Origin of the sequence: Mycobacterium paraense (assembly GCF_002101815.1) — a bacterium.
Taxonomy (GTDB): Bacteria; Actinomycetota; Actinomycetes; order Mycobacteriales; family Mycobacteriaceae; genus Mycobacterium; species Mycobacterium paraense.
Genome location: NZ_LQPM01000018.1, coordinates 1 through 19,478, shown reverse-complemented (window position 1 = coordinate 19,478; position 19,478 = coordinate 1). Strand labels below are relative to the sequence as shown.

At 68.2% G+C, this 19,478-nt stretch carries 20 protein-coding genes; 9 read left to right on the top strand and 11 right to left on the bottom strand.

From position 1 onward, the window contains the following. Position 1: 1 nt before the first annotated feature. Positions 2-1,618 carry a peptide ABC transporter substrate-binding protein gene (locus AWB89_RS15760; protein WP_085174908.1) on the bottom strand — a complete coding sequence of 539 codons (1,617 nt, stop codon included), beginning with the start codon at positions 1,616-1,618 and terminating at the stop codon, positions 2-4. 100 nt (positions 1,619-1,718) lie between these two features. Here AWB89_RS15760 and AWB89_RS15755 point away from each other — a divergent pair, with 100 nt between their 5' ends. Beyond that, positions 1,719-2,369: an LppU/SCO3897 family protein gene (locus AWB89_RS15755; RefSeq protein ID WP_085174906.1), complete on the top strand. Its 651-nt coding sequence runs from the start codon at positions 1,719-1,721 to the stop codon at positions 2,367-2,369. Positions 2,370-2,380: 11 nt separating this feature from the next. On the opposite strand, the gene AWB89_RS15750 is transcribed toward AWB89_RS15755, so the two are convergent. Beyond that, a complete protein-coding gene (locus tag AWB89_RS15750) occupies positions 2,381-2,875 on the bottom strand; it encodes a DUF4232 domain-containing protein (protein WP_241520512.1) in 495 nt (164 codons plus the stop codon). A 216-nt stretch (positions 2,876-3,091) separates the two neighbouring features. Between AWB89_RS15750 and acs the strand changes: the two genes are divergently transcribed. Then, positions 3,092-5,050, top strand: coding sequence for an acetate--CoA ligase (gene acs / locus AWB89_RS15745; protein ID WP_085103402.1), 1,959 nt, complete (start codon positions 3,092-3,094; stop codon positions 5,048-5,050). Between the two features lie 6 nt (positions 5,051-5,056). Here the strand turns inward: acs and AWB89_RS15740 are convergent, their stop codons facing one another. Continuing rightward, positions 5,057-5,752 (bottom strand): chymotrypsin family serine protease, encoded by a 696-nt coding sequence (locus AWB89_RS15740; RefSeq protein ID WP_139830856.1) that lies wholly within the window; start codon positions 5,750-5,752, stop codon positions 5,057-5,059. A 259-nt stretch (positions 5,753-6,011) separates the two neighbouring features. Between AWB89_RS15740 and AWB89_RS15735 the strand changes: the two genes are divergently transcribed. Both AWB89_RS15735 and AWB89_RS15730 read left to right on the top strand, forming a co-directional pair. Then, the gene (locus AWB89_RS15735) at positions 6,012-6,542 is read left to right on the top strand and encodes a phage holin family protein (protein WP_085174904.1); all 531 of its coding nucleotides are present in this window, start codon (positions 6,012-6,014) and stop codon (positions 6,540-6,542) included. Beyond that, positions 6,543-7,520 (top strand): alpha/beta fold hydrolase, encoded by a 978-nt coding sequence (locus tag AWB89_RS15730; protein WP_085174902.1) that lies wholly within the window; start codon positions 6,543-6,545, stop codon positions 7,518-7,520. On the opposite strand, the gene marP is transcribed toward AWB89_RS15730, so the two are convergent. From marP to nth, 4 genes are read right to left on the bottom strand one after another with little or no spacing between them, the layout of a single operon-like run. Further along, the gene (marP, locus tag AWB89_RS15725) at positions 7,513-8,706 is read right to left on the bottom strand and encodes an acid resistance serine protease MarP (protein ID WP_142282549.1); all 1,194 of its coding nucleotides are present in this window, start codon (positions 8,704-8,706) and stop codon (positions 7,513-7,515) included. The genes AWB89_RS15730 and marP overlap by 8 nt on opposite strands. An 11-nt stretch (positions 8,707-8,717) precedes the next feature. Next, positions 8,718-9,539: an NUDIX hydrolase gene (locus tag AWB89_RS15720; protein WP_085103440.1), complete on the bottom strand. Its 822-nt coding sequence runs from the start codon at positions 9,537-9,539 to the stop codon at positions 8,718-8,720. A gap of 17 nt (positions 9,540-9,556) precedes the next feature. Then, entirely contained in the window at positions 9,557-10,210 is a 654-nt protein-coding gene (locus AWB89_RS15715; RefSeq protein WP_085174898.1) for a TlpA family protein disulfide reductase, read from the bottom strand. 17 nt (positions 10,211-10,227) lie between these two features. Next, positions 10,228-10,908 carry an endonuclease III gene (gene nth / locus AWB89_RS15710; RefSeq protein WP_162293319.1) on the bottom strand — a complete coding sequence of 227 codons (681 nt, stop codon included), beginning with the start codon at positions 10,906-10,908 and terminating at the stop codon, positions 10,228-10,230. Positions 10,909-11,081: 173 nt separating this feature from the next. Here nth and AWB89_RS15705 point away from each other — a divergent pair, with 173 nt between their 5' ends. Beyond that, positions 11,082-11,465, top strand: a complete 384-nt coding sequence (locus AWB89_RS15705; protein WP_085174896.1) for a hypothetical protein — start codon at positions 11,082-11,084, stop codon at positions 11,463-11,465. Positions 11,466-11,562: 97 nt separating this feature from the next. Next, positions 11,563-12,237, top strand: a complete 675-nt coding sequence (gene crp, locus AWB89_RS15700; protein WP_036465140.1) for a cAMP-activated global transcriptional regulator CRP — start codon at positions 11,563-11,565, stop codon at positions 12,235-12,237. Positions 12,238-12,297: 60 nt separating this feature from the next. Here the strand turns inward: crp and AWB89_RS15695 are convergent, their stop codons facing one another. Genes AWB89_RS15695 through AWB89_RS27020 form a run of 3 tightly spaced genes read right to left on the bottom strand, consistent with a single transcriptional unit; the run spans position 12,298 to position 13,717 of the window. After that, positions 12,298-13,092, bottom strand: coding sequence for an MBL fold metallo-hydrolase (locus tag AWB89_RS15695; RefSeq protein ID WP_085174894.1), 795 nt, complete (start codon positions 13,090-13,092; stop codon positions 12,298-12,300). Then, positions 13,089-13,553, bottom strand: a complete 465-nt coding sequence (locus AWB89_RS15690; protein ID WP_085174892.1) for a RidA family protein — start codon at positions 13,551-13,553, stop codon at positions 13,089-13,091. Before AWB89_RS15690 ends, AWB89_RS15695 begins: the two co-directional genes overlap by 4 nt. Positions 13,554-13,555: 2 nt before the next feature. Further along, complete coding sequence (locus AWB89_RS27020) at positions 13,556-13,717, bottom strand: Sp36 family protein (protein WP_007166633.1); 162 nt, start codon at positions 13,715-13,717, stop codon at positions 13,556-13,558. 74 nt (positions 13,718-13,791) lie between these two features. Here AWB89_RS27020 and bagA point away from each other — a divergent pair, with 74 nt between their 5' ends. Together bagA and bagB are read left to right on the top strand one after the other, a co-directional pair. Then, positions 13,792-14,817 (top strand): ATPase BagA, encoded by a 1,026-nt coding sequence (gene bagA, locus AWB89_RS15685; protein WP_085174890.1) that lies wholly within the window; start codon positions 13,792-13,794, stop codon positions 14,815-14,817. Next, on the top strand, positions 14,814-15,968 hold the full coding sequence (gene bagB, locus AWB89_RS15680; protein WP_085174888.1) for an ATPase BagB: 1,155 nt from the start codon (positions 14,814-14,816) through the stop codon (positions 15,966-15,968). The genes bagA and bagB overlap by 4 nt, the downstream gene beginning before the upstream one ends. A gap of 381 nt (positions 15,969-16,349) precedes the next feature. On the opposite strand, the gene AWB89_RS15675 is transcribed toward bagB, so the two are convergent. Further along, complete coding sequence (locus AWB89_RS15675; protein WP_085103424.1) at positions 16,350-16,700, bottom strand: WhiB family transcriptional regulator; 351 nt, start codon at positions 16,698-16,700, stop codon at positions 16,350-16,352. Between the two features lie 361 nt (positions 16,701-17,061). Between AWB89_RS15675 and ponA2 the strand changes: the two genes are divergently transcribed. After that, a partial coding sequence (ponA2, locus tag AWB89_RS15670; RefSeq protein WP_085243738.1) for a transglycosylase/D,D-transpeptidase PonA2 occupies positions 17,062-19,478 on the top strand: 2,417 nt, incomplete at its 3' end.

Below are 19,478 nucleotides of genomic sequence, written 5' to 3'. Positions count from 1 at the left end.
CTCAGCCCTTCACGATGTTCTCGTAGTCGGGCAGGCCGTTCCAGGTGACCGTGACATTGTTGACCTCCGTCGACCACCCCACCACGCCGATGTTGTCCCATAGCGGCACAACGGGCATGTCGTGGAACAGGATTCGCTGCGCGGAGTTGACCAACGCGTTCGCCTGCGGGATGTCCGGCGCGGCCTCGGCAGCCGCCAGCGCCGCGTCGAATTCGGGATTGGCGTACCCGACGTCGTTGGACCCCGCGCCGGTGGCGAACAGCGGGGCGAGGAACTCGATCATGGACGGGTAGTCGCCCTGCCAGGCGGCGCGAAAGGCTGTCGTGATGGTGTGATTGGTGATCTCGGTGCGAAACCCGGCGAACGTCGGCTGTGGGGCGCCGACGGCGTCGATGCCCAGCACGTTCTTGATGCTGTTGGCCACCGCGTCCACCCACTCCTGGTTTCCGGCGTCGGCGTTGTAGGCGATGGCGTATTGGCCACCCCATGCAGAGATGGCGTTGGCTTGCGCCCAGAGTTGGCGCGCGCGATCGGGATCGAAATTCAGGACGTCGTTGCCCGGCAGGTTCGGGTCGAACCCGGGCAGCGACCGCGCGGTGAAATCGCGCGACGGTGTGCGGGTGCCCATGAAGATCCGCTGACAGATTTGTTCGCGGTTGACGGCGGCCGACAGCGCAAGCCTGCGCAGGCGGCCCTCCTCGCCGCCGAAATGCGGTAGCCGCAGCGGGGTGTCGAGGCTGTGCTTGACGGCCACCGGCCCGCTGGTGAAATTGCCACCCAGGTCGCGCTTGTAGACCGGCAGCGCGCTCGGCGGAATCGTGTCCAGCACATCGAGATTGCCGGAGAGCAAGTCGGCGTAGGCGGTGTCGAGATTGGCGTAGAACTCGAACCGCAGGCCCTTGTTGTGCGGTCTCCGGTTGCCGTGGTAATCGGGGTTGGGCCGCAAGTCGATCTTGACGTTGTGCTCCCAGGCCGGCCCGTCGGGGCTGTCGGCGAGCCGGTAAGGACCGTCGCCAAAAGGGTTGCGGCCGAATGCGGCCATGTCGCGAAATGCGGCGTCCGGCAACGGATAGAACGCGCTGTGGCCCAACCGCAACACGAAGTCGATGGTCGGCGACTTGAGCCGCACACTGAACTCGAGGTCGCTGACCACGCGCAGCCCGGACATGGTGCTTCGCTTTGCGTCACTGCCGGCGACCTCGTCGAACCCGTCGATCGGGCTGAAAAAGCTTTGCTGCAGTTGGGCATTGGTGCTCAGGGCCCCGTAGTTCCACGCGTCGACGAACGAGTGGGCGGTGACCGGCGAGCCGTCGGTGAATTTCCAGCCCGGTTTGAGGACGACGCGGTAGTTGACGTTGTCGGTCGTCTCGATCGACTGGGCCACCTCGTTTGTGGGGTGTCCGGCGGCGTCGTAGGACACCAGCCCGGCGAAGAGCCGGTCGATGATCCGGCCGCCGTTGCTGTCGTTGGTGCTGGTCGGGACCAGTGGATACGGCGGTTCCCCGCCGTTGACCAGTACGAGATCGGGGCTCAAGAAGCCGCCGCCGCAGGCCGACAGCGACCCGGCCGCCAGCGCCCCGGCGGCGAGGACGGCCAGCGCGGCCCGGATCGGACGCATGCCAGCGACCCTAGCGGCGATCGCGAGCGCGGCGAAGCGGCGCGCGCCGGTGAAACCGACGGCGGGTGGCCGCGCGGGGTGCCGCGGCTAGGATGGCGCCGTGGCGTCGCACGAACTCGCTGTTCAGCTGTGGTATCTGATCGCGTTGTTCGGCGTCGGCGCTGTCGGATTGGTCTGTCTGATCGCCGGGCTGCGCGCGCGGCGGCGCCGAAACGGTGCGCCTGCCACCCGGCTGATCGTCGTCGGTGTCGTATTGCTGAACGTGGGCGGGCTGGGAATCGCGGGAAACCTGGTGACGGCGTACTACCCGAGCCCGTTCGACACCGACAAGTCCATGCGGGTAGGCCAGTGCGTCGACCAAAACACCTTTCTGGCAACGCGTTTCAGTTCAAACCCGGAAAACTCCTGCGCCAACCCGGCGAATACCTTTGAACTCGCCTTCCGGGGCGGTCCCAAGGACACCTGCCCGGACGGCAAAAGGGATGGCTCGATTTACAACCGGTACACCGACAACTACACGATCCTGTGCTTTGCGCTCAATCTCAAGCAGGGCAAGTGCTACCAGCTGACCAACGGCGCCGAGACCTTGACGATGACGCTGGGCGACTGCAAGGTGCCACGAGCTCCGCAGACCAAAGTCCTCCAGCGCATCGATGGCAGCACGGACGCAACGCGATGCCCGCCGGGCGACAAGGCCATCGCCTACCCCGCACCGCCGCGCGTCTACTGCCTGACGCCGACCGCCTCCTGACCAGCGCGCCATCAGCCGGCGATGACGGGGTGAACCTCCAGTCGGCAGGCGTCGATGGTGGCGGGCACGATGAAGACCTGGATGATGTCGGGCGGGCTGACGGCCAGGTCGGTGTAGGTCGGGCACGCGTTGCCGTCGGCGTCGAAGCCCAGGCCCTCGACGATCGCGTGGCCCTGCGTCGACAGCGACAGGGTGACGCTCGGCGGCGCATCGACTCCGGCCGGCAGGCCGCCCATGTACCCGCGGGGCGTGGGCTGAGCGTGGAGGGGCGGCCCGCCGCTACCCGAGTCGACCCCCGGATAACCGGTGAGGGTGCAGGGATCCGCGCCGCCGGCGAGGGTGAACATCAGCGTCAGCCCGCGGTGGCCCGCGGCGCCCTGCGTCGGGGACGAGCTGACGGCGACCTGGTCCGACCAGCAGGGCGCCGGCTGGTCGAGGATGTCGGCCGGCTCGGCCCACGCGGTGGGTGCCAGCAGGGTGGTAGCCGCGTAACCCGTTGCGGCCACGGCGAAGCTGGTGAACCGCGGCGATCGCAAGCGCCGCGTAGCCGGGCGTGGCCGGCCGCCGCCATGAAGTCGGTGGCAGAGGCACCCGCGCGGTCTCGGCACACCGGTGATTATCCGCCGGCGCGGCACGTTTGACCCGGGATTGGCGAGCGGCTTTTCACCTCCAAGGTCTAGGCTCACTGACGGTTGACGCGCCTCGACATTAGGAGGAAACCAGTGACCGCCACCCACACCGAGGGCCCGTCGTCGTATCCGCCGCCGCCGCAGTTCGTCGAGCAGGCCAACGCCGGTGAGGAGCTGTACCGCGAGGCGGACGAGGACCGTCTGGCGTTCTGGGCCAAGCAGGCCAACCGGCTCACCTGGGCGACGCCATTCACCGAGGTGCTGGACTGGTCGCAGGCGCCGTTCGCCAAGTGGTTCGCCGACGGCAAGCTCAACGTCGCCTACAACTGCGTCGACCGCCACGTGGAGGCCGGCCACGGGGATCGGGTCGCGATCCACTGGGAGGGCGAACCAGGCGACAGCCGCAACCTCACCTATTCCGATCTGCAGGCCGAGGTGTGCAAGGCGGCCAACGCGCTGACCGACCTGGGTCTGGTCGCCGGCGACCGCGTCGCGATCTACCTGCCGTTGATCCCCGAGGCCGTGATCGCGATGCTGGCCTGCGCGCGCCTGGGCATCATGCACAGCGTCGTGTTCGCCGGGTTCACCGCCAAGGCGCTGCGGGCGCGGATCGCCGACGCCCAGGCCAAGCTGCTGATCACCGCCGACGGCCAGTTCCGCCGCGGCAAGCCCGCGCCGCTGAAGGACGCGGCCGACGAGGCCATTGAAAACGCGGGCGATTCCGACAGTCCCATCGAGCGCGTTCTGGTGGTGCGGCGCACCGGAATTGACGTGTCCTGGAACGACGATCGCGATCTGTGGTGGCATGACGTCGTCGACGCCGCGTCGCCCGAACACACCCCGCAGCCGTTCGACGCCGAGCAGCCGTTGTTCCTGCTGTACACCTCCGGCACCACCGGCAAGCCGAAGGGCATCGTCCACACCAGCGGCGGTTACCTGACTCAGTGCTCCTACACGCACTACTACGTCTTCGACATCAAGCCCGAAACGGACGTCTTCTGGTGCACCGCCGACATCGGCTGGGTGACCGGACACACCTACGGCGTCTACGGTCCGCTGTCCAACGGCGTCACCGAGGTCCTCTACGAGGGCACGCCCGACTCCCCCACCCAGCACCGGCATTTCGAGATCATCGAAAAGTACGGCGTGACAATCTATTACACCGCACCCACCCTCATCCGCACGTTCATGAAGTGGGGGCGCGAGATCCCCGACGCGCACGACCTGTCCAGCCTGCGCCTACTAGGGACGGTCGGCGAGCCGATCAACCCCGAGGCGTGGCGCTGGTACCGCAAGGTGATCGGCGCCGAGCGCCTGCCCATCGTCGACACGTGGTGGCAGACCGAAACGGGCGCCGCGATGATCACCCCGCTGCCCGGGGTGGCCGCGGCCAAGCCGGGCTCGGCGATGCGGCCGCTGCCGGGCATCTCGGCCAAGATCGTCGACGACCACGGCGACGAGATCCCACCGGCGGATGCCAAGGGCGAGCACGCCAGCGGCTACCTGGTCCTGGACCAGCCGTGGCCGGCGATGCTGCGCGGCATCTGGGGCGACCCGGACCGGTACGTCGAGACCTACTGGTCCCGATTCGCGGAGCAGGGCTGGTATTTCGCCGGCGACAGCGCCTATTACGACTCCGACGGCGCCATCTGGGTCGTTGGCCGCATCGACGACGTCATGAACGTGTCGGGGCATCGGCTCTCGACCGCCGAGGTGGAGTCCGCGCTGGTCGGTCACGTCGCGGTGGCCGAGGCGGCCGTTGTCGGCATGACGGACGAAACCACCGGCCAGGCGATCTGCGCGTTCGTCGTGCTGTGCGCCGACTTCGAGGTGCACGACGGGATCGTCGACGAGCTGCGCGTGGAAGTCGCGCGGGAGATCTCGCCCATCGCCAAGCCGCGCGAGGTCCACGTCGTGCCGGAACTGCCCAAGACCCGCAGCGGCAAGATCATGCGCAGGCTGCTGCGCGACGTCGCCGAGAACCGCGAGTTGGGCGACACCTCGACGCTGCTGGATCCCGGCGTGTTCGACGCGATCAGGGCCGGGAAGTAGGACCCGTCAGCCCGGCAGCGGCACGAATCCGGCGCCGGGCCGGTGCTTGGCGTTGATGTCGGCGAGGTCGGCGTTGATCGACATCACCACCGCCGGGGTGTGCAGCGGGATGTACTTGATGATGCACGACGGCAGGTTGTCGCTGAACGCTCCGTGAATCATTCCGACCAGCAGGTTGTTGACGGTCACCGGCGCGCCGGAGTCACCCGGCTGGCCGCACACCTGCATGACGATGGTGCCGGGGTCCTGGCCCGGCCCCCAGGTGACGCCGCAGGAGTTGCCGGTCGTGCGGCCCTGTTTGCAGGCGATCTGACCGAAGGCCGGGTCCGGGCCGATGCCGCTGATCACAAACCCGTTGTAGTTGGCCACCGGAGCCACCTTGGCGGGATCGAACTTGATCACCGCGTAGTCGAGGACGTCGTTGCCCGCGACCATGACGCCCAGCGTGCCCCGGTTCTGCGCGGCCTCGGCGGCGACCTGCGCGCCAGGACCGCCGCAGTGCGCGGAGGTGAAGCCGATCATGTCGCCGGCCGCGTCGGTGCCGATCGTCGTCAGGGTGCACATGGTGTCCCCGTTGATGACGATGCCGGCCCCACCACCCATCGGGACCCTGTCGTCGGCTCCCGCGTGGGCGGGCATGGCCAGGAAGGACACCAGCACGGCCACCATCGCCGCCCGGTAGCAACGGTAGGCCGTCTGCAACGCAACACTCCCATCGAGCGGTCGGGCATCCCCAGTGGCCCGGTCAGTCTAGTCGGCTAAGGTGTGCGGTTCGCCAAGCTCGATGTCGTGGCTGCGCCGCTTTCCTTATTCCTTTCCCGCTCAAGGGGATCGCTCACTGTACCTCCCCGCCGTCGAATTCGCTGTCTGGAAGCCCCGCCCCCGGCCTTCAGCTGCCCTCGTCTGGCCCGGCACCGCATGGCAACATAAACCGCGACGAGAGAACCGAGAGGACGGGTCTGTGAGCAAAGACGATCGCAACAACGGTGTGCCCAGCACGCTGACCACGATTCCGTTGGCCGACCCGCACGCCAGGCCCGCCGAGCCGTCGATCGGCGACCTCATCAAAGACGCCTCGGCCCAGGTGTCCACGCTGGTGCGCGCCGAGGTCGAACTGGCCCGCTCGGAGATCACCCGCGACGTCAAGAAGGGCCTGACGGGCAGCGTCTATTTCATCGCCGCTTTGGTGGTGCTGTTCTACTCCACGTTCTTTTTCTTCTTCTTCCTCGCCGAACTCCTCGACACCTGGCTGTGGCGCTGGGTGTCGTACCTGATCGTGTTCGGGATCATGGTGGTGGTCGGGGCCGCGCTGGGGCTGCTGGGCTTCCTCAAGGTCCGCCGCATCCGCGGGCCGCGGGAAACGATCGAATCGGTCAGGGAGACGCGCACGGCGCTGACGCCGGGCCACGACAAGGCCGCCGCCGAGGCCAAGCAGCTTCCCGAATCCTCCGGCGGTCGGCACGAAAAACCCACGGATCCCTCGGGTTGGTAGATGCCGGCACCAGATCCGTCGGTCACCCGCATCGACGGGCCGTGGCGCCACCTGGACGTGCACGCCAACGGCATCCGATTCCACGTCGTCGAAGCCTTGCCGGACGGACAGGATCCGGCGGTTCCGCCCTCCGAGCCGGCGACGGCGCGGCCGCTGGTGATGCTGCTGCACGGGTTCGGGTCGTTCTGGTGGTCCTGGCGTCATCAGCTGCGCGGGCTGACCGGGGCGCGGGTGGTGGCGGTCGACCTGCGCGGCTACGGCGGCAGCGACAAGCCGCCCCGCGGTTACGACGGCTGGACGCTCGCCGGTGACGCGGCCGGGCTGATCCGTGCGCTGGGGCACTCCTCGGCGACCCTGGTCGGCCACGCCGACGGCGGGCTGGCCTGCTGGGCGACCGCGCTGCTGCATTCGCGGCTGGTGCGCGCCATCGCCCTGATCAGCTCCCCGCACCCCGCCGCGCTGCGGCGATCCACGCTGATGCGCCGCGATCAGGGTTACGCGCTGCTGCCGACGTTGCTGGCCTACCAGCTGCCCCTGTGGCCGGAACGGGTGTTGACCCGCGACGACGCGGCGGAGATCGAGCGCCTGGTCCGGAGCCGCAGCTGCGCCAAATGGCTTGCCTCCGAAGATTTCTCACAGACCATCGGTTACCTGCGGACCGCGATCCAGATTCCCGGTGCCGCGCACTGCGCGCTGGAGTACCAGCGCTGGGCGGTGCGCAGCCAGCTACGCGGCGAAGGCCGGCGGTTCATGCGGTCGATGAGCCAACAGCTCGGTATGCCGTTGCTGCACCTACGCGGTGACGCCGATCCGTACGTGCTGGCCGACCCCGTCGATCACACCCAGCGCTACGCGCCCCAGGGCCGTTATCTATCCGTCACGGGCGCAGGGCATTTCAGCCACGAGGAGGCGCCGGAGGAAATCAATCGGCACCTGATGAAGTTCCTCGAGCAGGTGCACGGGCCCCGCATCAGCTGACGCAGGAGCCGGTGGTCACCTGTTGGGTCTCACCGATCTTGGAAAGCTGGGAGGCCACCTCGTCGGCCGTCAGCACGAACCCCGTGTCGGGGTCGTCGACGGCCGCTCCGAACACCACCCCGAGCACGTGGCCGTTGAGGTCGATCAACGGTCCACCCGAATTGCCCTGCTCCACACTGGCTCTGATCGTGTAGACATCGCGGGTGACCGGCGCCGGATCCCGGTAGATGTCGGGGCCGCTGAGCCTGATGGCCTCGCGAATCCGGGCCGGAGTCGCGGTGAAGTTGCCGCCGCCCGGATAGCCAAGCACCACAACGCTTTCCCCGCTCTTCGCCTCGCCCTGGGCGAAGGCCAACGGCGGGGCCGACAGGTTCGGGACGGCCAGGATCGCGATGTCGACCGACGGGTCATAGGACACCACGGTGGCGTCCAGCGGGTTGCCGCTGGCGTAGATCTGAACGCTGTTGGACCCGGCCACCACGTGCGCATTGGTCATCACGCGGTCGGGGGCGATCACGAATCCGCTGCCCTCCAACACTTTTTGGCAGCTCGGCGCCAGGCTGCGCACCTTGACGACGCTGGGCGCGGTGCTGGTCACCACCGGGTTGCTGGCCAGGGCGGGGTCCGGTGAGGCGACCGGGATGACCGGCGTGCGGCTGAACGGCTCGAGCACCGCGGGCAGCCCGGAGGTGTTCAGCAGCGCCGAAAGCCGCTTGGGCACCGTCTTCAGCCAGGGCGGCGCCAGCTCATTGACCTGGGCGAGGACCCGCGAGCCCTTGACCGCGGAAGCAAGTTCGGGCTGGTCCTTGGACTGGGTCAGCGGCGTCGCCAACAACCACGCCGCGGTCAGCACCACGACGAGCTGGACGCCCACCCCGATGACCGAGTCGACCAATCGTATTGTGCGGCTGCGGATTGCACCCCGAACGGCGCGGCCGAGCACCACGCCGGCGACCTCGCCGACGACGACCAGCGCGAGTATCAAAAACAGCGCGGTGAACAGTTTCGCGCGGGGCGCGGCGATGTGGCTGACGATGTGGGGGGCCAGCAGCACGCCGGCGATGGCGCCCAGCAGGACGCCGACGAACGACAGCAGGGAGCCCAGCGCGCCCGAGCGCCAACCCGAAATGGCCGCGATGAACGCGACCGCCAGGACGGCGATGTCCAGCCACTGCGACGGGGTCATCGAGTTCATGTTCATCGACGACGCCCACCCTCGTTGCCGACCAGCACCATCGCCTCGTCCAACTCGCGGATGTCGCAGGTGTCCCAGGGCTGGGCCCAGCCGGCGACGTCGAGCACCGCGGAGATCACCTGGCCCGTGAATCCCCAGACCAGCATCTGGTTCAGCAGAAACGCCGGCCCGGCCCAACGGCGGCCGAGGTTGCCGCGGTAGACCATCAGCCGGTTCTCGGGATTGATGAAGGCGCGCACCGGAACTCGCGACACGATCGCCGTTTCGGTCTCGTCCATGACGGCCACCGGCCCCGGGTCCGGCGAGTAGGCCAGCACCGGGATGACGTGGAACCGTGACGGCGCGATGAACGTCCGCTCCATGGTGGCGAGGGGATGCAGCCGGCTGACGTCGATCCCGGTTTCTTCGTAGGCCTCGCGCAGGGCGGTGGCCACCGGACCGTCGTCGGTGGGATCGGACGCGCCGCCGGGAAAGGCGGCCTGGCCGGCGTGGTGGCGCAGCGTCGAGGCGCGGACGGTCAGCAACAGATCGGCCTCGTCGGGGAGACCACCGCCGGCCGGCCCGGACTGCGGACCCGAGAACAACACGAGAACGGCCGCCTCACGATCGACGCCGAGTAACGATTCCATCGACGACGCGGCCTTGGCCGCGGTCACCATCGCCAGCACGCCGGCCGGCAGCCGATGCCGGTACGCCTCGGGGATCTGGCCCACGTTGTCGACCAGCGGGCGCAGCCAGGGTGGTGACGCGTCGGGCCTGAGCGGAACCGATGCCCGCCCATGGGTTGGGTCCCCGTTAGGCGGGGGCGTACCCCCAGCGCTCACCGGCACCTCCCTCGGCCTCAACCCGCGTCATTCCCGACGGCAGCCGCGATCTCGTCGGCGTTGGCAAAAGGCCGCGGCAGCATTTTCGCAACGCTACCGTCCGGCCGGAGGACGACCGTCGCAGGCATCACATTTACCACACGCAGCGCAGCGGCGACCCGACGACGACCGTCCTGCAGCGTCGGGAGCCGAACACCCAACTCCGCCAACCGCAGTAATGCGGCCGTCTCGTTCTCGTCCTGGTGGACCGTCACGACCATCGCGTCGGGCCCGACCCGCCGTTGGTACTCGGCCATCGCGGGAAGCTCGGCGGCGCAGGGCCCGCACCAATAGGCCCACAGGTTGAGGACCACCCGGTGTCCGGCCAGCGCGGGGGCCACGTCGACGGGCGAGCCGTCGGCGGCGCACTCCACCGTGATGCCGCGCAGCGCCTCGGGGCCGGGGCCGCCCCCGGCGGCAGGGCACGGCGGCAGGTTCGCGCGCTGCCGGGGACCCGCCAGTGCGGCGGCGGTGTCGGCGTCGCGGTGTTCCCGGGGGGCCGGCGGCTGGTTGGGCCCGACGGGGGGACCGCCCGCTTGCGGGGAACCGTCGTGCAACTGGGCCACCAGGGCCACCACCAACGCCGCCACCACCGCCAGGATCGCGATGGTCCAGCGGGTCGTCCGGGTCAACGTCTCCGGCCCCGGTATTAGAGGCCGACCAGGGACAGCAAGTGCTCGGTCTCCGGACCCTGCACCAGGGGCGCGGCGAGCAGCGGTTCGGTCGGCCCGAGGCCGAACGACGGGCAGTCCTTGGCCAGGATGCAGGCCCCGCATGCCGGTTTGCGGGCGTGGCAGACGCGGCGGCCGTGGAAGATCACCCGGTGGCTCAGCATGGTCCACTCCCGGCGCTCGATCAGTTCCCCGACCGCATGCTCGATCTTGACCGGGTCCTTCTCGGCCGTCCAGCGCCACCTCTGTACCAGCCGCGAGAAGTGGGTGTCGACGGTGATTCCCGGGATGCCGAAGGCGTTTCCCAGGATGACGTTGGCGGTTTTACGCCCCACGCCGGGCAGCGTGACCAGCTCCGCCATGGTCGACGGCACCTCGCCGTCGAATCGTTCGACCAGGGCCTGCCCGAGCCCGATGAGAGAGGAAGCCTTGTTGCGGAAGAAGCCGGTGGGACGGATGAGATTCTCGAGTTCGTCGCGGTCGGCCTGCGCATAATCCAGCGCCGTGCGGTACCGCTTGAACAGCGCAGGCGTCGTCAGGTTGACCCGTTTGTCGGTGCTCTGCGCCGACAGGATCGTCGCCACCGTCAGCTCCAGCGGCGTGGTGAAATCCAGTTCGCAGTGCGCGTCGGGAAACGCTTGCGCCAGTGCGCGATTCATCCTCCGCGCCCGGCGCACCAGACCAACCCGGCTCTCGGGGCTGTCCGATGCCTTGCGGGCGCCGTTGACGGCACCGTCTTGCGTGGTCGGAGTCGACTTCGAGCGCCCGGATGCCTTCGCCGCTGTCACCTACGACAGAGTACTGATTTCGTGATCTGGCTGAGACCTAAGCCATGTTTACTCTCCTTGTGTCATGGTTGCTGGTGGCGTGCGTCCCCGGGCTGCTAATGCTCGTGGCGCTCGGTCTGGGGCGGCTGGAATCCGACCTCGCCCACGACACCGTCACGACTCATGATGTCGACGACTTCCTCGATCATGCGGAGGCCGTCGACGTCCACACGCTGGCACGCGAGGGCATGCCCGAGGCGCTGGAATACCTGCATCGGCGCCAGGCGCTGCGGCTGGCCGAGTCGCCCCCGCCGGGCCCGCGCCACGCCGCGCCGGAGTTTGCCATCACCTTCAGCAACCGCGACGAGCCCGGATTACCGACGCGAGCGGGAGCCCATTCGCATGTCAATCCGCAATTTAGGGGGACTCGACACGTCAATCGTGTGTAGCGTGGCACGTTGGACACAATTCGCTTACCTCTAGACTTACGTCACACGAGCAGGGTCGGCCTGCCCGTACACATAATCGGAAAGCTGAAGAGGCAACGTGGACGAGATCCTGGCAAGGGCCGGAATCTTCCAAGGGGTTGAGCCCGGCGCGGTCACCGCGCTGACCAAGCAGTTGCAACCCGTCGACTTCCCGCGCGGGCACACGGTTTTCGCCGAGGGGGAGCCCGGGGACCGGCTGTACATCATCGTCTCGGGGAAGGTCAAAATCGGGCGGCGTTCGCCCGACGGCCGGGAAAATCTGCTGACGATCATGGGCCCGTCCGACATGTTCGGTGAATTGTCGATCTTTGACCCGGGGCCGCGGACGTCCAGCGCCACCACGATTACCGAGGTGCGGGCGGTGTCGATGGACCGCGACGCGTTGCGGGCGTGGATCGCCGACCGGCCGGAGATCGCCGAGCAGTTGCTGCGGGTGTTGGCCCGGCGGCTGCGGCGGACCAACAACAACCTGGCCGACCTCATTTTCACCGACGTGCCCGGCCGGGTGGCCAAGCAGCTGCTGCAGCTGGCGCAGCGCTTCGGCACCCAGGAGGGCGGCGCGATGCGGGTCACCCACGACCTGACCCAGGAGGAGATCGCCCAGCTGGTGGGCGCGTCCCGGGAGACGGTGAACAAGGCTTTGGCCGATTTCGCCCACCGCGGCTGGATCCGGCTGGAGGGCAAGAGCGTGCTGATCTCGGACTCCGAGAGGCTGGCCAGGCGCGCTCGGTGATCCCAGTGGCGTCGAGCCTGTAATTTCGCAGGCCCCTACTCGTACTTCCCCTGCAAGATTTCAGTCTCGACGCAGGTAAGCCAGCTGCGCCTGCACCGACCACTCGGCCGCGTCCCAGAGTTTCTCGTCGACGTCGACGTAGACGTGTTCGACGACCTGGCGCGCGGTGGCCTCCTCGCCGAGGTCCCGCAACGCCGCGCGCACCTGCTCCAGGCGTTCCTGCCGGTGCGTCAGGTAGCCGGCCGCGACGGCCTCCAGACTGGGCAGATCCGGGCCGTGCCCGGGCAGGACCCTGCGCCTACCCAGGCCGCGTAGCCGCCGCAGCGACTCCAGGTAGTCGGCCAGGCTGCCGTCCTCCTTGTCGATGACGGTGGTGCCGCGGCCCAGCACCGTGTCCGCCGTGAGGACGGCGTCGTCGAGGACGAACGACAGGGAGTCGGCGGTGTGGCCGGGCGTCGCCATCACCTTGATCTTCAGGCCCGCCGCATCGATCACTTCACCATCGGTCAGGTGACCGCCGAGGCCACGCAGAAACCCGCTGCCCGCCGACCGGACGGTCGCTCCCGTGCGTTCGACCAGCTTGTCGATGCCGTCGGTGTGGTCGCCGTGCCGGTGACTGATCAGCACCAACGAGATGCGGCCGGCGGCGGCGACCCGTTCGATGTGCGCGTCGTCCTCCGGGCCGGGATCCACGACGACCAGCTCGTCGCTGCCCGGGCCGCGCAGCACCCAGGTGTTGGTGCCCTCCAGCGTCAGCAGGCCGGGGTTGTCGGCCAACAGGACCGAGACAGTGTCGGTGACCGCCCGCAACCTGCCGTATGCGGGATGGGTCAGCGACTCGGCAACCTCGGTCACGGGCCCGCGCCGACCTCCACGATCAGCTCCACCTCAACCGGCGCGTCCAGCGGCAGCTCGGAGACGCCGACCGCCGAACGCGCGTGCGCACCGGCGTCACCGAACACCTCGGCGAGCAGATCGGACGCGCCGTTGACGACGCTGGGCTGGCCGTTGAAACCCGGAGCCGACGCGACGAACCCGACCACCTTGACCACCCGGGTGACGGCGTCGATGCCCACCACCGAATTCACCGCGGCGAGCGCGTTCAGGGCGCAGATCCGCGCGAGCGCCTTGCCCCGTTCGGGGCTGACCTCGGCGCCGACCTTGCCGGTCCCCGCCAGGTGTCCGGCCTCCATCGGCAACTGACCCGAGGTATAGACCAGGTTGCCGGTTCGCACCGCCGGCACGTACGAGGCCAGCGGCGCAGCGACCCCCGGGAGTGTGACCCCGAGCTGCTCCAGCCGGGCGGAAGCACTCATCTCTATTTGGGGCGCTTCAGATACGCGACGTGCTGTTCACCGGTGGGCCCGGGCAGTACGGACACCAGCTCCCAGCCATCGGCGCCCCACTGGTCGAGGATCTGTTTGGTCGCGTGCGTGAGCAGGGGGACCGTGACGTATTCCCATGCGGTGGGTTGGCTCATGACGCGAGCTTATCGGTCGGCGCTCAACGGCTCTGGCCTGCCCAAGCGCCCTGCGGCGGCCGGGCTAGCATGCGATGGTGGCATCCACTCCTAGCGGCGGCAATTCCGTCGGCTGGCCCTCGCGCCTGTCGAAGGCCCGCTTGCATTTCGTGACCGGCAAGGGCGGAACCGGTAAGTCGACGGTCGCGGCCGCGCTGGCACTGACGCTGGCGGCGGGCGGCCGCAAGGTCCTGCTCGTCGAAGTCGAAGGCCGCCAAGGGATTGCGCAACTTTTCGACGTTCCGCCGCTGCCCTATCAGGAACTCAAGATCGCCACCGCCGAGCGGGGCGGCGAGGTCAACGCGCTGGCGATCGACATCGAGGCCGCGTTCCTGGAGTACCTGGACATGTTCTACAACCTCGGGATCGCGGGCCGGGCGATGCGCCGCATCGGCGCCATCGAGTTCGCGACGACGATCGCGCCGGGCCTGCGCGACGTGCTGCTCACCGGCAAGATCAAGGAGTCGGTGGTGCGCCTGAACAAGGGATCCAAGAACCCCGTCTACGACGCGGTCGTCGTCGACGCCCCGCCGACGGGCCGCATCGCCCGCTTCCTCGACGTCACCAAGGCGGTGAAGGACCTGGCCAAGGGCGGCCCCGTCTTCTCGCAGGCCGAGGGTGTGGTGAAGCTGCTGCACTCCGACCAGACCGCGATCCATCTGGTCACGCTGCTCGAAGCGCTGCCCGTCCAGGAAACGCTCGAAGCCATCGAGGAGCTCGCCGAGATGGAACTGCCGATCGGCAGCGTGATCGTGAACCGCAACATCCCCTCGTTCCTGGAGCCGCGCGACCTGGCCAAGGCCGCCGAGGGCGACGTGGACGCGGACTCGGTGCGGGCCGGCCTGGAGCTGGCCGGAATCAAGCTCAACGACGCCGACTTCGCCGGCCTGCTGACCGAAACCATCGAGCATGCGACCCGGATCACCGCACGCGCCGAGACCGCGCAGCAGCTCGACGCGTTGAAGGTGCCGCGGCTGGAACTGCCCGCGATTTCCGACGGCGTCGACCTCGGCAGCCTGTATGAGCTTTCCGAATCGCTTGCGCAGCAGGGAGTTCGATGAGTACCGTGCCGACAACCCTTGATATGGCGGCGATCCTGGCCGACCGGGCGAACCGGGTGGTCGTGTGCTGCGGCGCCGGCGGCGTCGGCAAGACCACTACCGCGGCGGCCATGGCGCTGCGCGCGGCCGAATACGGCCGCACCGTCTGCGTTTTGACGATCGACCCGGCCAAGCGGCTGGCGCAGGCGCTCGGAGTCAACGACCTGGGCAATACGCCGCAACGGGTGCCGCTGGCGCCCGAGGTGCCCGGCGAGCTGCACGCGATGATGCTCGACATGCGCCGCACGTTCGACGAAATGGTGGTCCAATACTCGGGACCCGGTCGGGCACAAGCGATCTTGGACAACCAGTTCTATCAGACGGTCGCGACCTCACTGGCCGGCACGCAGGAATACATGGCGATGGAAAAGCTCGGCCAACTGCTGGGCGAGGACCGCTGGGACCTGGTGGTGGTGGATACTCCCCCGTCGCGCAACGCGCTCGATTTCTTGGACGCGCCCAAGCGATTGGGCAGTTTCATGGATAGCCGATTGTGGCGGCTGCTGCTCGCCCCCGGCCGGGGCATCGGCAGATTGGTCACCGGCGCAATGGGTTTGGCGATGAAGGCGCTGTCGACGGTGCTCGGCTCGCAGATGCTGGGCGACGCGGCCGCGTTCGTGCAATCGCTGGACGCGACCTTTGGCGGCTTCCGGGAAAAGGCCGACCGCACCTACGCGCTGCTGAAAAGGCGCGGCACTCAGTTTGTGGTGGTGTCGGCCGCCGAGCCGGACGCGCTGCGCGAGGCGGCCTTCTTCGTCGACCGACTGTCGCAGGAGGCCATGCCGCTGGCCGGCCTCGTCTTGAACCGCACGCACCCGACCCTGTGTTCCCTGCCGGTGGAACGGGCCATCGACGGCAGCGAGACCCTGGACGCCTCGGATTCCGAGGCCGCCGCGCTGGCCGCCGCGGTGCTCAGGATTCACGCGGACCGCGCGCAAACAGCGAAACGCGAGGTCAGGCTCCTTTCCCGGTTCACCGGAGCCCACCCGCACGTGCCGGTCATCGGGGTTCCGTCGCTGCCGTTCGACGTTTCGGACCTGGATGCGCTGCGGGCGCTCGCCGACCAGATCACCGCCGCCGGTGACGAGGCGGCCCGCGCCGCGGGGCACTAACGAAACCCGCAGCAGTTGCTGCGGGCGTTGAAATTCAGGCCGACACACGCCGAAAATGCGCTGCGCACTTCACGCTCGCCAATTGTCGTTGACGGCGCCGCCGAGCAGCCGATTCTATTTGTCACACGCCAGTAAGGAGCCGATGCAGCCTATTGGACACGGGCCAGCCTTACCCGGAAAGACTGATTTCGTTGCTGCCGAAATCGTATTAGGCACAAGCCAGCTCGTATTCGACACACGTTAGTCAGCTATTGGACATGGTCCAGCCGAAGGGGCGGACGAAGGCTGTAACAATAGCGTAATTATGAAAACCGTTATTTTCAAAACTATTGGACGGGTTAGGCCGTCCCGTTGCGCAACCGCGTCGTAATAATGGCGGGGTCAGCCGGCGGTGCGGCCGCGGCGCTTTTCGAAGAAGTCCGACCAGGAGATGACCTCGGGGTGCTGCTTGAGCAGAGCCCTGCGCTGGCGCTCGGTCATGCCGCCCCACACGCCGAACTCGACCTTGTTGTCCAACGCGTCGGCGCCGCACTCCTGCATCACCGGGCAATGCCGGCAGATCACCGCCGCCTTGCGCTGGGCGGCGCCGCGAACAAACAGTTCGTCGGGGTCAGTGGTCCGGCACAGCGCTTTTGAGACCCAGGCGATCCGATCTTCCGCGTCAACACTGCGCAGTACCCCCTGTGCAGCCGCAATGTTTGTTCTACGCGCGGCCGGCCGTGAACCTGACACGAGCTGTTCCCTTCCTTCCGACCGCTCGTCGCGGCCGCCCTCCTCGGGTGCAGACCCTGCTTGCGATCTACGCCACACCATGCGATTCGGTGTTATCTGAATCTCACCGTGTGTCTAAGTTAGGTGGTCAGGTGGCAATTGCGCAACAGTCTGATAACGCTTTTTTTGGGACGCGCGTGCAGTCTTGCCGGAAAGCATAAGCCCGCCGGGCCGACCTCGCACTTCACCTCGGTGGATGAGCAGTGACGGCGGCGCAAATTTTTTGCCAATCCCGAGCATAAGTTCGCTGGTCACCGCAGGCGAGAGGCTTTGGTCATCTCATGGCGTGGCTACCTGATCAGGGGCCGCTACCCTTGTACGCATGTCAGACCGCCCCCCGGCCGTGCTCACGATTCTCAAGCTCGCGGGGTGCTGCTTATTGGCCAGCGTCGTGGCCACGGCGCTGATGTTTCCGCTCGCCGGCGGCGTCGGGCTGATGTCCAACCGGGCCTCCGAAGTGGTCGCCAACGGGTCGGCGCAGCTGCTGCAGGGTGAGGTGCCCGCCGTGTCGACGATGGTCGACAAGAAGGGCAACGTCATCGCCTGGCTGTATTCGCAGCGCCGGTTCGAGGTGCCCACCGACAAGATCGCCAACACCATGAAGCTGGCGATCGTCTCGATCGAGGACAAGCGGTTCGCCGACCACAACGGCGTGGACTGGAAGGGCACCCTGACCGGGCTGGCCGGCTACGCCTCCGGCGACGTCGACACCCGCGGCGGCTCGACCATCGAACAGCAGTACGTGAAGAACTACCAACTGCTGGTGACCGCCCAGACCGACGCCGAGAAACGCGCGGCCGTCGAAACCACCCCGGCGCGCAAGCTGCGCGAGATCCGGATGGCGCTCACGCTGGACAAGACGTTCACCAAGCCCGAGATCTTGACCCGGTACCTCAATCTGGTCTCGTTCGGCAACGGCTCGTTCGGCGTGCAGGACGCGGCGCAGACCTACTTCGGCATCAACGCCTCCGACCTGAACTGGCAGCAGGCGGCGCTGCTGGCGGGCATGGTGCAGTCGACCAGCGCGCTGAATCCGTACACCAACCCCGACGGCGCCCTGGCCCGGCGGAACCTGGTCCTGGACACGATGATCGAGAACCTGCCGCAGGAGGCCGACGCCCTGCGGGCGGCCAAGGCCACACCGCTGGGCGTGCTGCCGCAGCCCAATGAGCTGCCCCGCGGCTGCATCGCCGCCGGCGACCGCGCCTTTTTCTGCGACTACGTCCAGGAGTACCTCTCGCGCGCGGGGATCAGTAAGGAACAGGTGGCCCGGGGCGGCTACCTGATCCGCACGACGCTGGATCCGGACGTGCAGATCCCCGTCAAGGCCTCCATCGACAAGTTCGCCAGCCCCACCCTGCCGGGCATCTCGAGCGTGATGAGCGTGATCGAGCCGGGCAAGACCTCCCACCACGTCATGGCGATGGCCAGCAACCGCACCTACGGCCTGGACCTCGACGCCGGCCAAACCATGCGACCGCAACCGTTCTCGCTGGTCGGCGACGGCGCCGGGTCGGTCTTCAAGATCTTCACCACGGCCGCCGCGCTGGACATGGGCATGGGCATCAACGCCACGCTCGAGGTTCCGGGCCGCTTCCAGGCCAAGGGCATGGGCAGCGGCGGCGCCAAGGGCTGCCCCAAGGACACCTGGTGCGTGGTCAACGCCGGCAACTACCGGGGCTCGATGAACGTGACCGACGCGCTGGCCACCTCGCCCAACACCGCGTTCGCAAAGCTGATCCAGCAGGTCGGCGTCACCCGGACCGTGGACATGGCGATCAAGCTCGGGCTGCGGTCCTACGCCGACCCCGGCACCGCTCGCGACTACAACCGCGACAGCAACGAGAGCCTGGCCGACTTCGTCAAGCGGCAGAACATCGGCTCGTTCACCCTCGGCCCGATCGAGGTGAACGCCCTGGAGCTGTCCAACGTCGCGGCCACCCTGGCCTCCGGCGGGGTGTGGTGCCCGCCCAACCCGATCGACAAGCTGATCGACCGCAACGGCAACGAGGTCGCGGTGACCACCGAGACCTGCGATCAGGTGGTGCCCGAGGGGCTGGCCAACACGATGGCCAACGCGATGAGCAAGGACGCGGTGGGCGGCGGCACCGCGGCCGGTTCGGCCGGCGCGGCGGGCTGGGACCTGCCGGTGTCCGCCAAGACGGGCACCACCGAGGCGCACAGGTCGTCCGCTTTCGTGGGCTTCACGAGCCACTACGCGGCCGCCAACTACATCTACGACGACTCCCCCAACCCGACCGACCTGTGCTCCTCCCCGCTGCGCCACTGCGGCGAGGGTGACCTGTACGGCGGTAACGAGCCGGCGCGCACCTGGTTCACCGCGATGAAGCCGATCGCCACCAACTTCGGGCCGGTGGCGTTGCCGCCGACCGACCCGCGCTACGTCGATGGCTCCCCCGGTTCCCGTGTCCCCGCCGTCACCGGGATGGATGTCGACATGGCCCGCCAGCGCCTCAAGGAGGCCGGCTTCCAGGTCGCCGACCAAACCAACTCGGTCAACAGCAGCGCGAAGGCCGGCGAGGTGGTCGGAACGACGCCCAGCGGCGCGACGATCCCGGGCTCGATCATCACGATCCAGGTCAGCAACGGCATCCCGCCGGCGCCGCCGCCACCGCCCGAGGGCGCGCCACCGGTGGTCGGATCGCAGGTCGTCGAGATCCCCGGTCTGCCGCCGATCACGATCCCGCTGCTGGCCCCGCCGCCGCCCCCGGGCGGCCC

Bases quoted from the DNA above. Each gene is read 5' to 3' on its own strand.
- AWB89_RS27020 (WP_007166633.1), bottom strand. From the start codon at position 13,717: ATGAGCCAACCCACCGCATGGGAATACGTCACGGTCCCCCTGCTCACG.
- AWB89_RS15760 (WP_085174908.1), bottom strand. From the start codon at position 1,618: ATGCGTCCGATCCGGGCCGCGCTGGCCGTCCTCGCCGCCGGGGCGCTG.
- AWB89_RS15690 (WP_085174892.1), bottom strand. From the start codon at position 13,553: ATGAGTGCTTCCGCCCGGCTGGAGCAGCTCGGGGTCACACTCCCGGGG.
- bagA (WP_085174890.1), top strand. From the start codon at position 13,792: ATGGTGGCATCCACTCCTAGCGGCGGCAATTCCGTCGGCTGGCCCTCG.
- marP (WP_142282549.1), bottom strand. From the start codon at position 8,706: ATGACCCCGTCGCAGTGGCTGGACATCGCCGTCCTGGCGGTCGCGTTC.
- AWB89_RS15705 (WP_085174896.1), top strand. From the start codon at position 11,082: ATGTTTACTCTCCTTGTGTCATGGTTGCTGGTGGCGTGCGTCCCCGGG.
- nth (WP_162293319.1), bottom strand. From the start codon at position 10,908: ATGAATCGCGCACTGGCGCAAGCGTTTCCCGACGCGCACTGCGAACTG.
- AWB89_RS15730 (WP_085174902.1), top strand. From the start codon at position 6,543: ATGCCGGCACCAGATCCGTCGGTCACCCGCATCGACGGGCCGTGGCGC.
- bagB (WP_085174888.1), top strand. From the start codon at position 14,814: ATGAGTACCGTGCCGACAACCCTTGATATGGCGGCGATCCTGGCCGAC.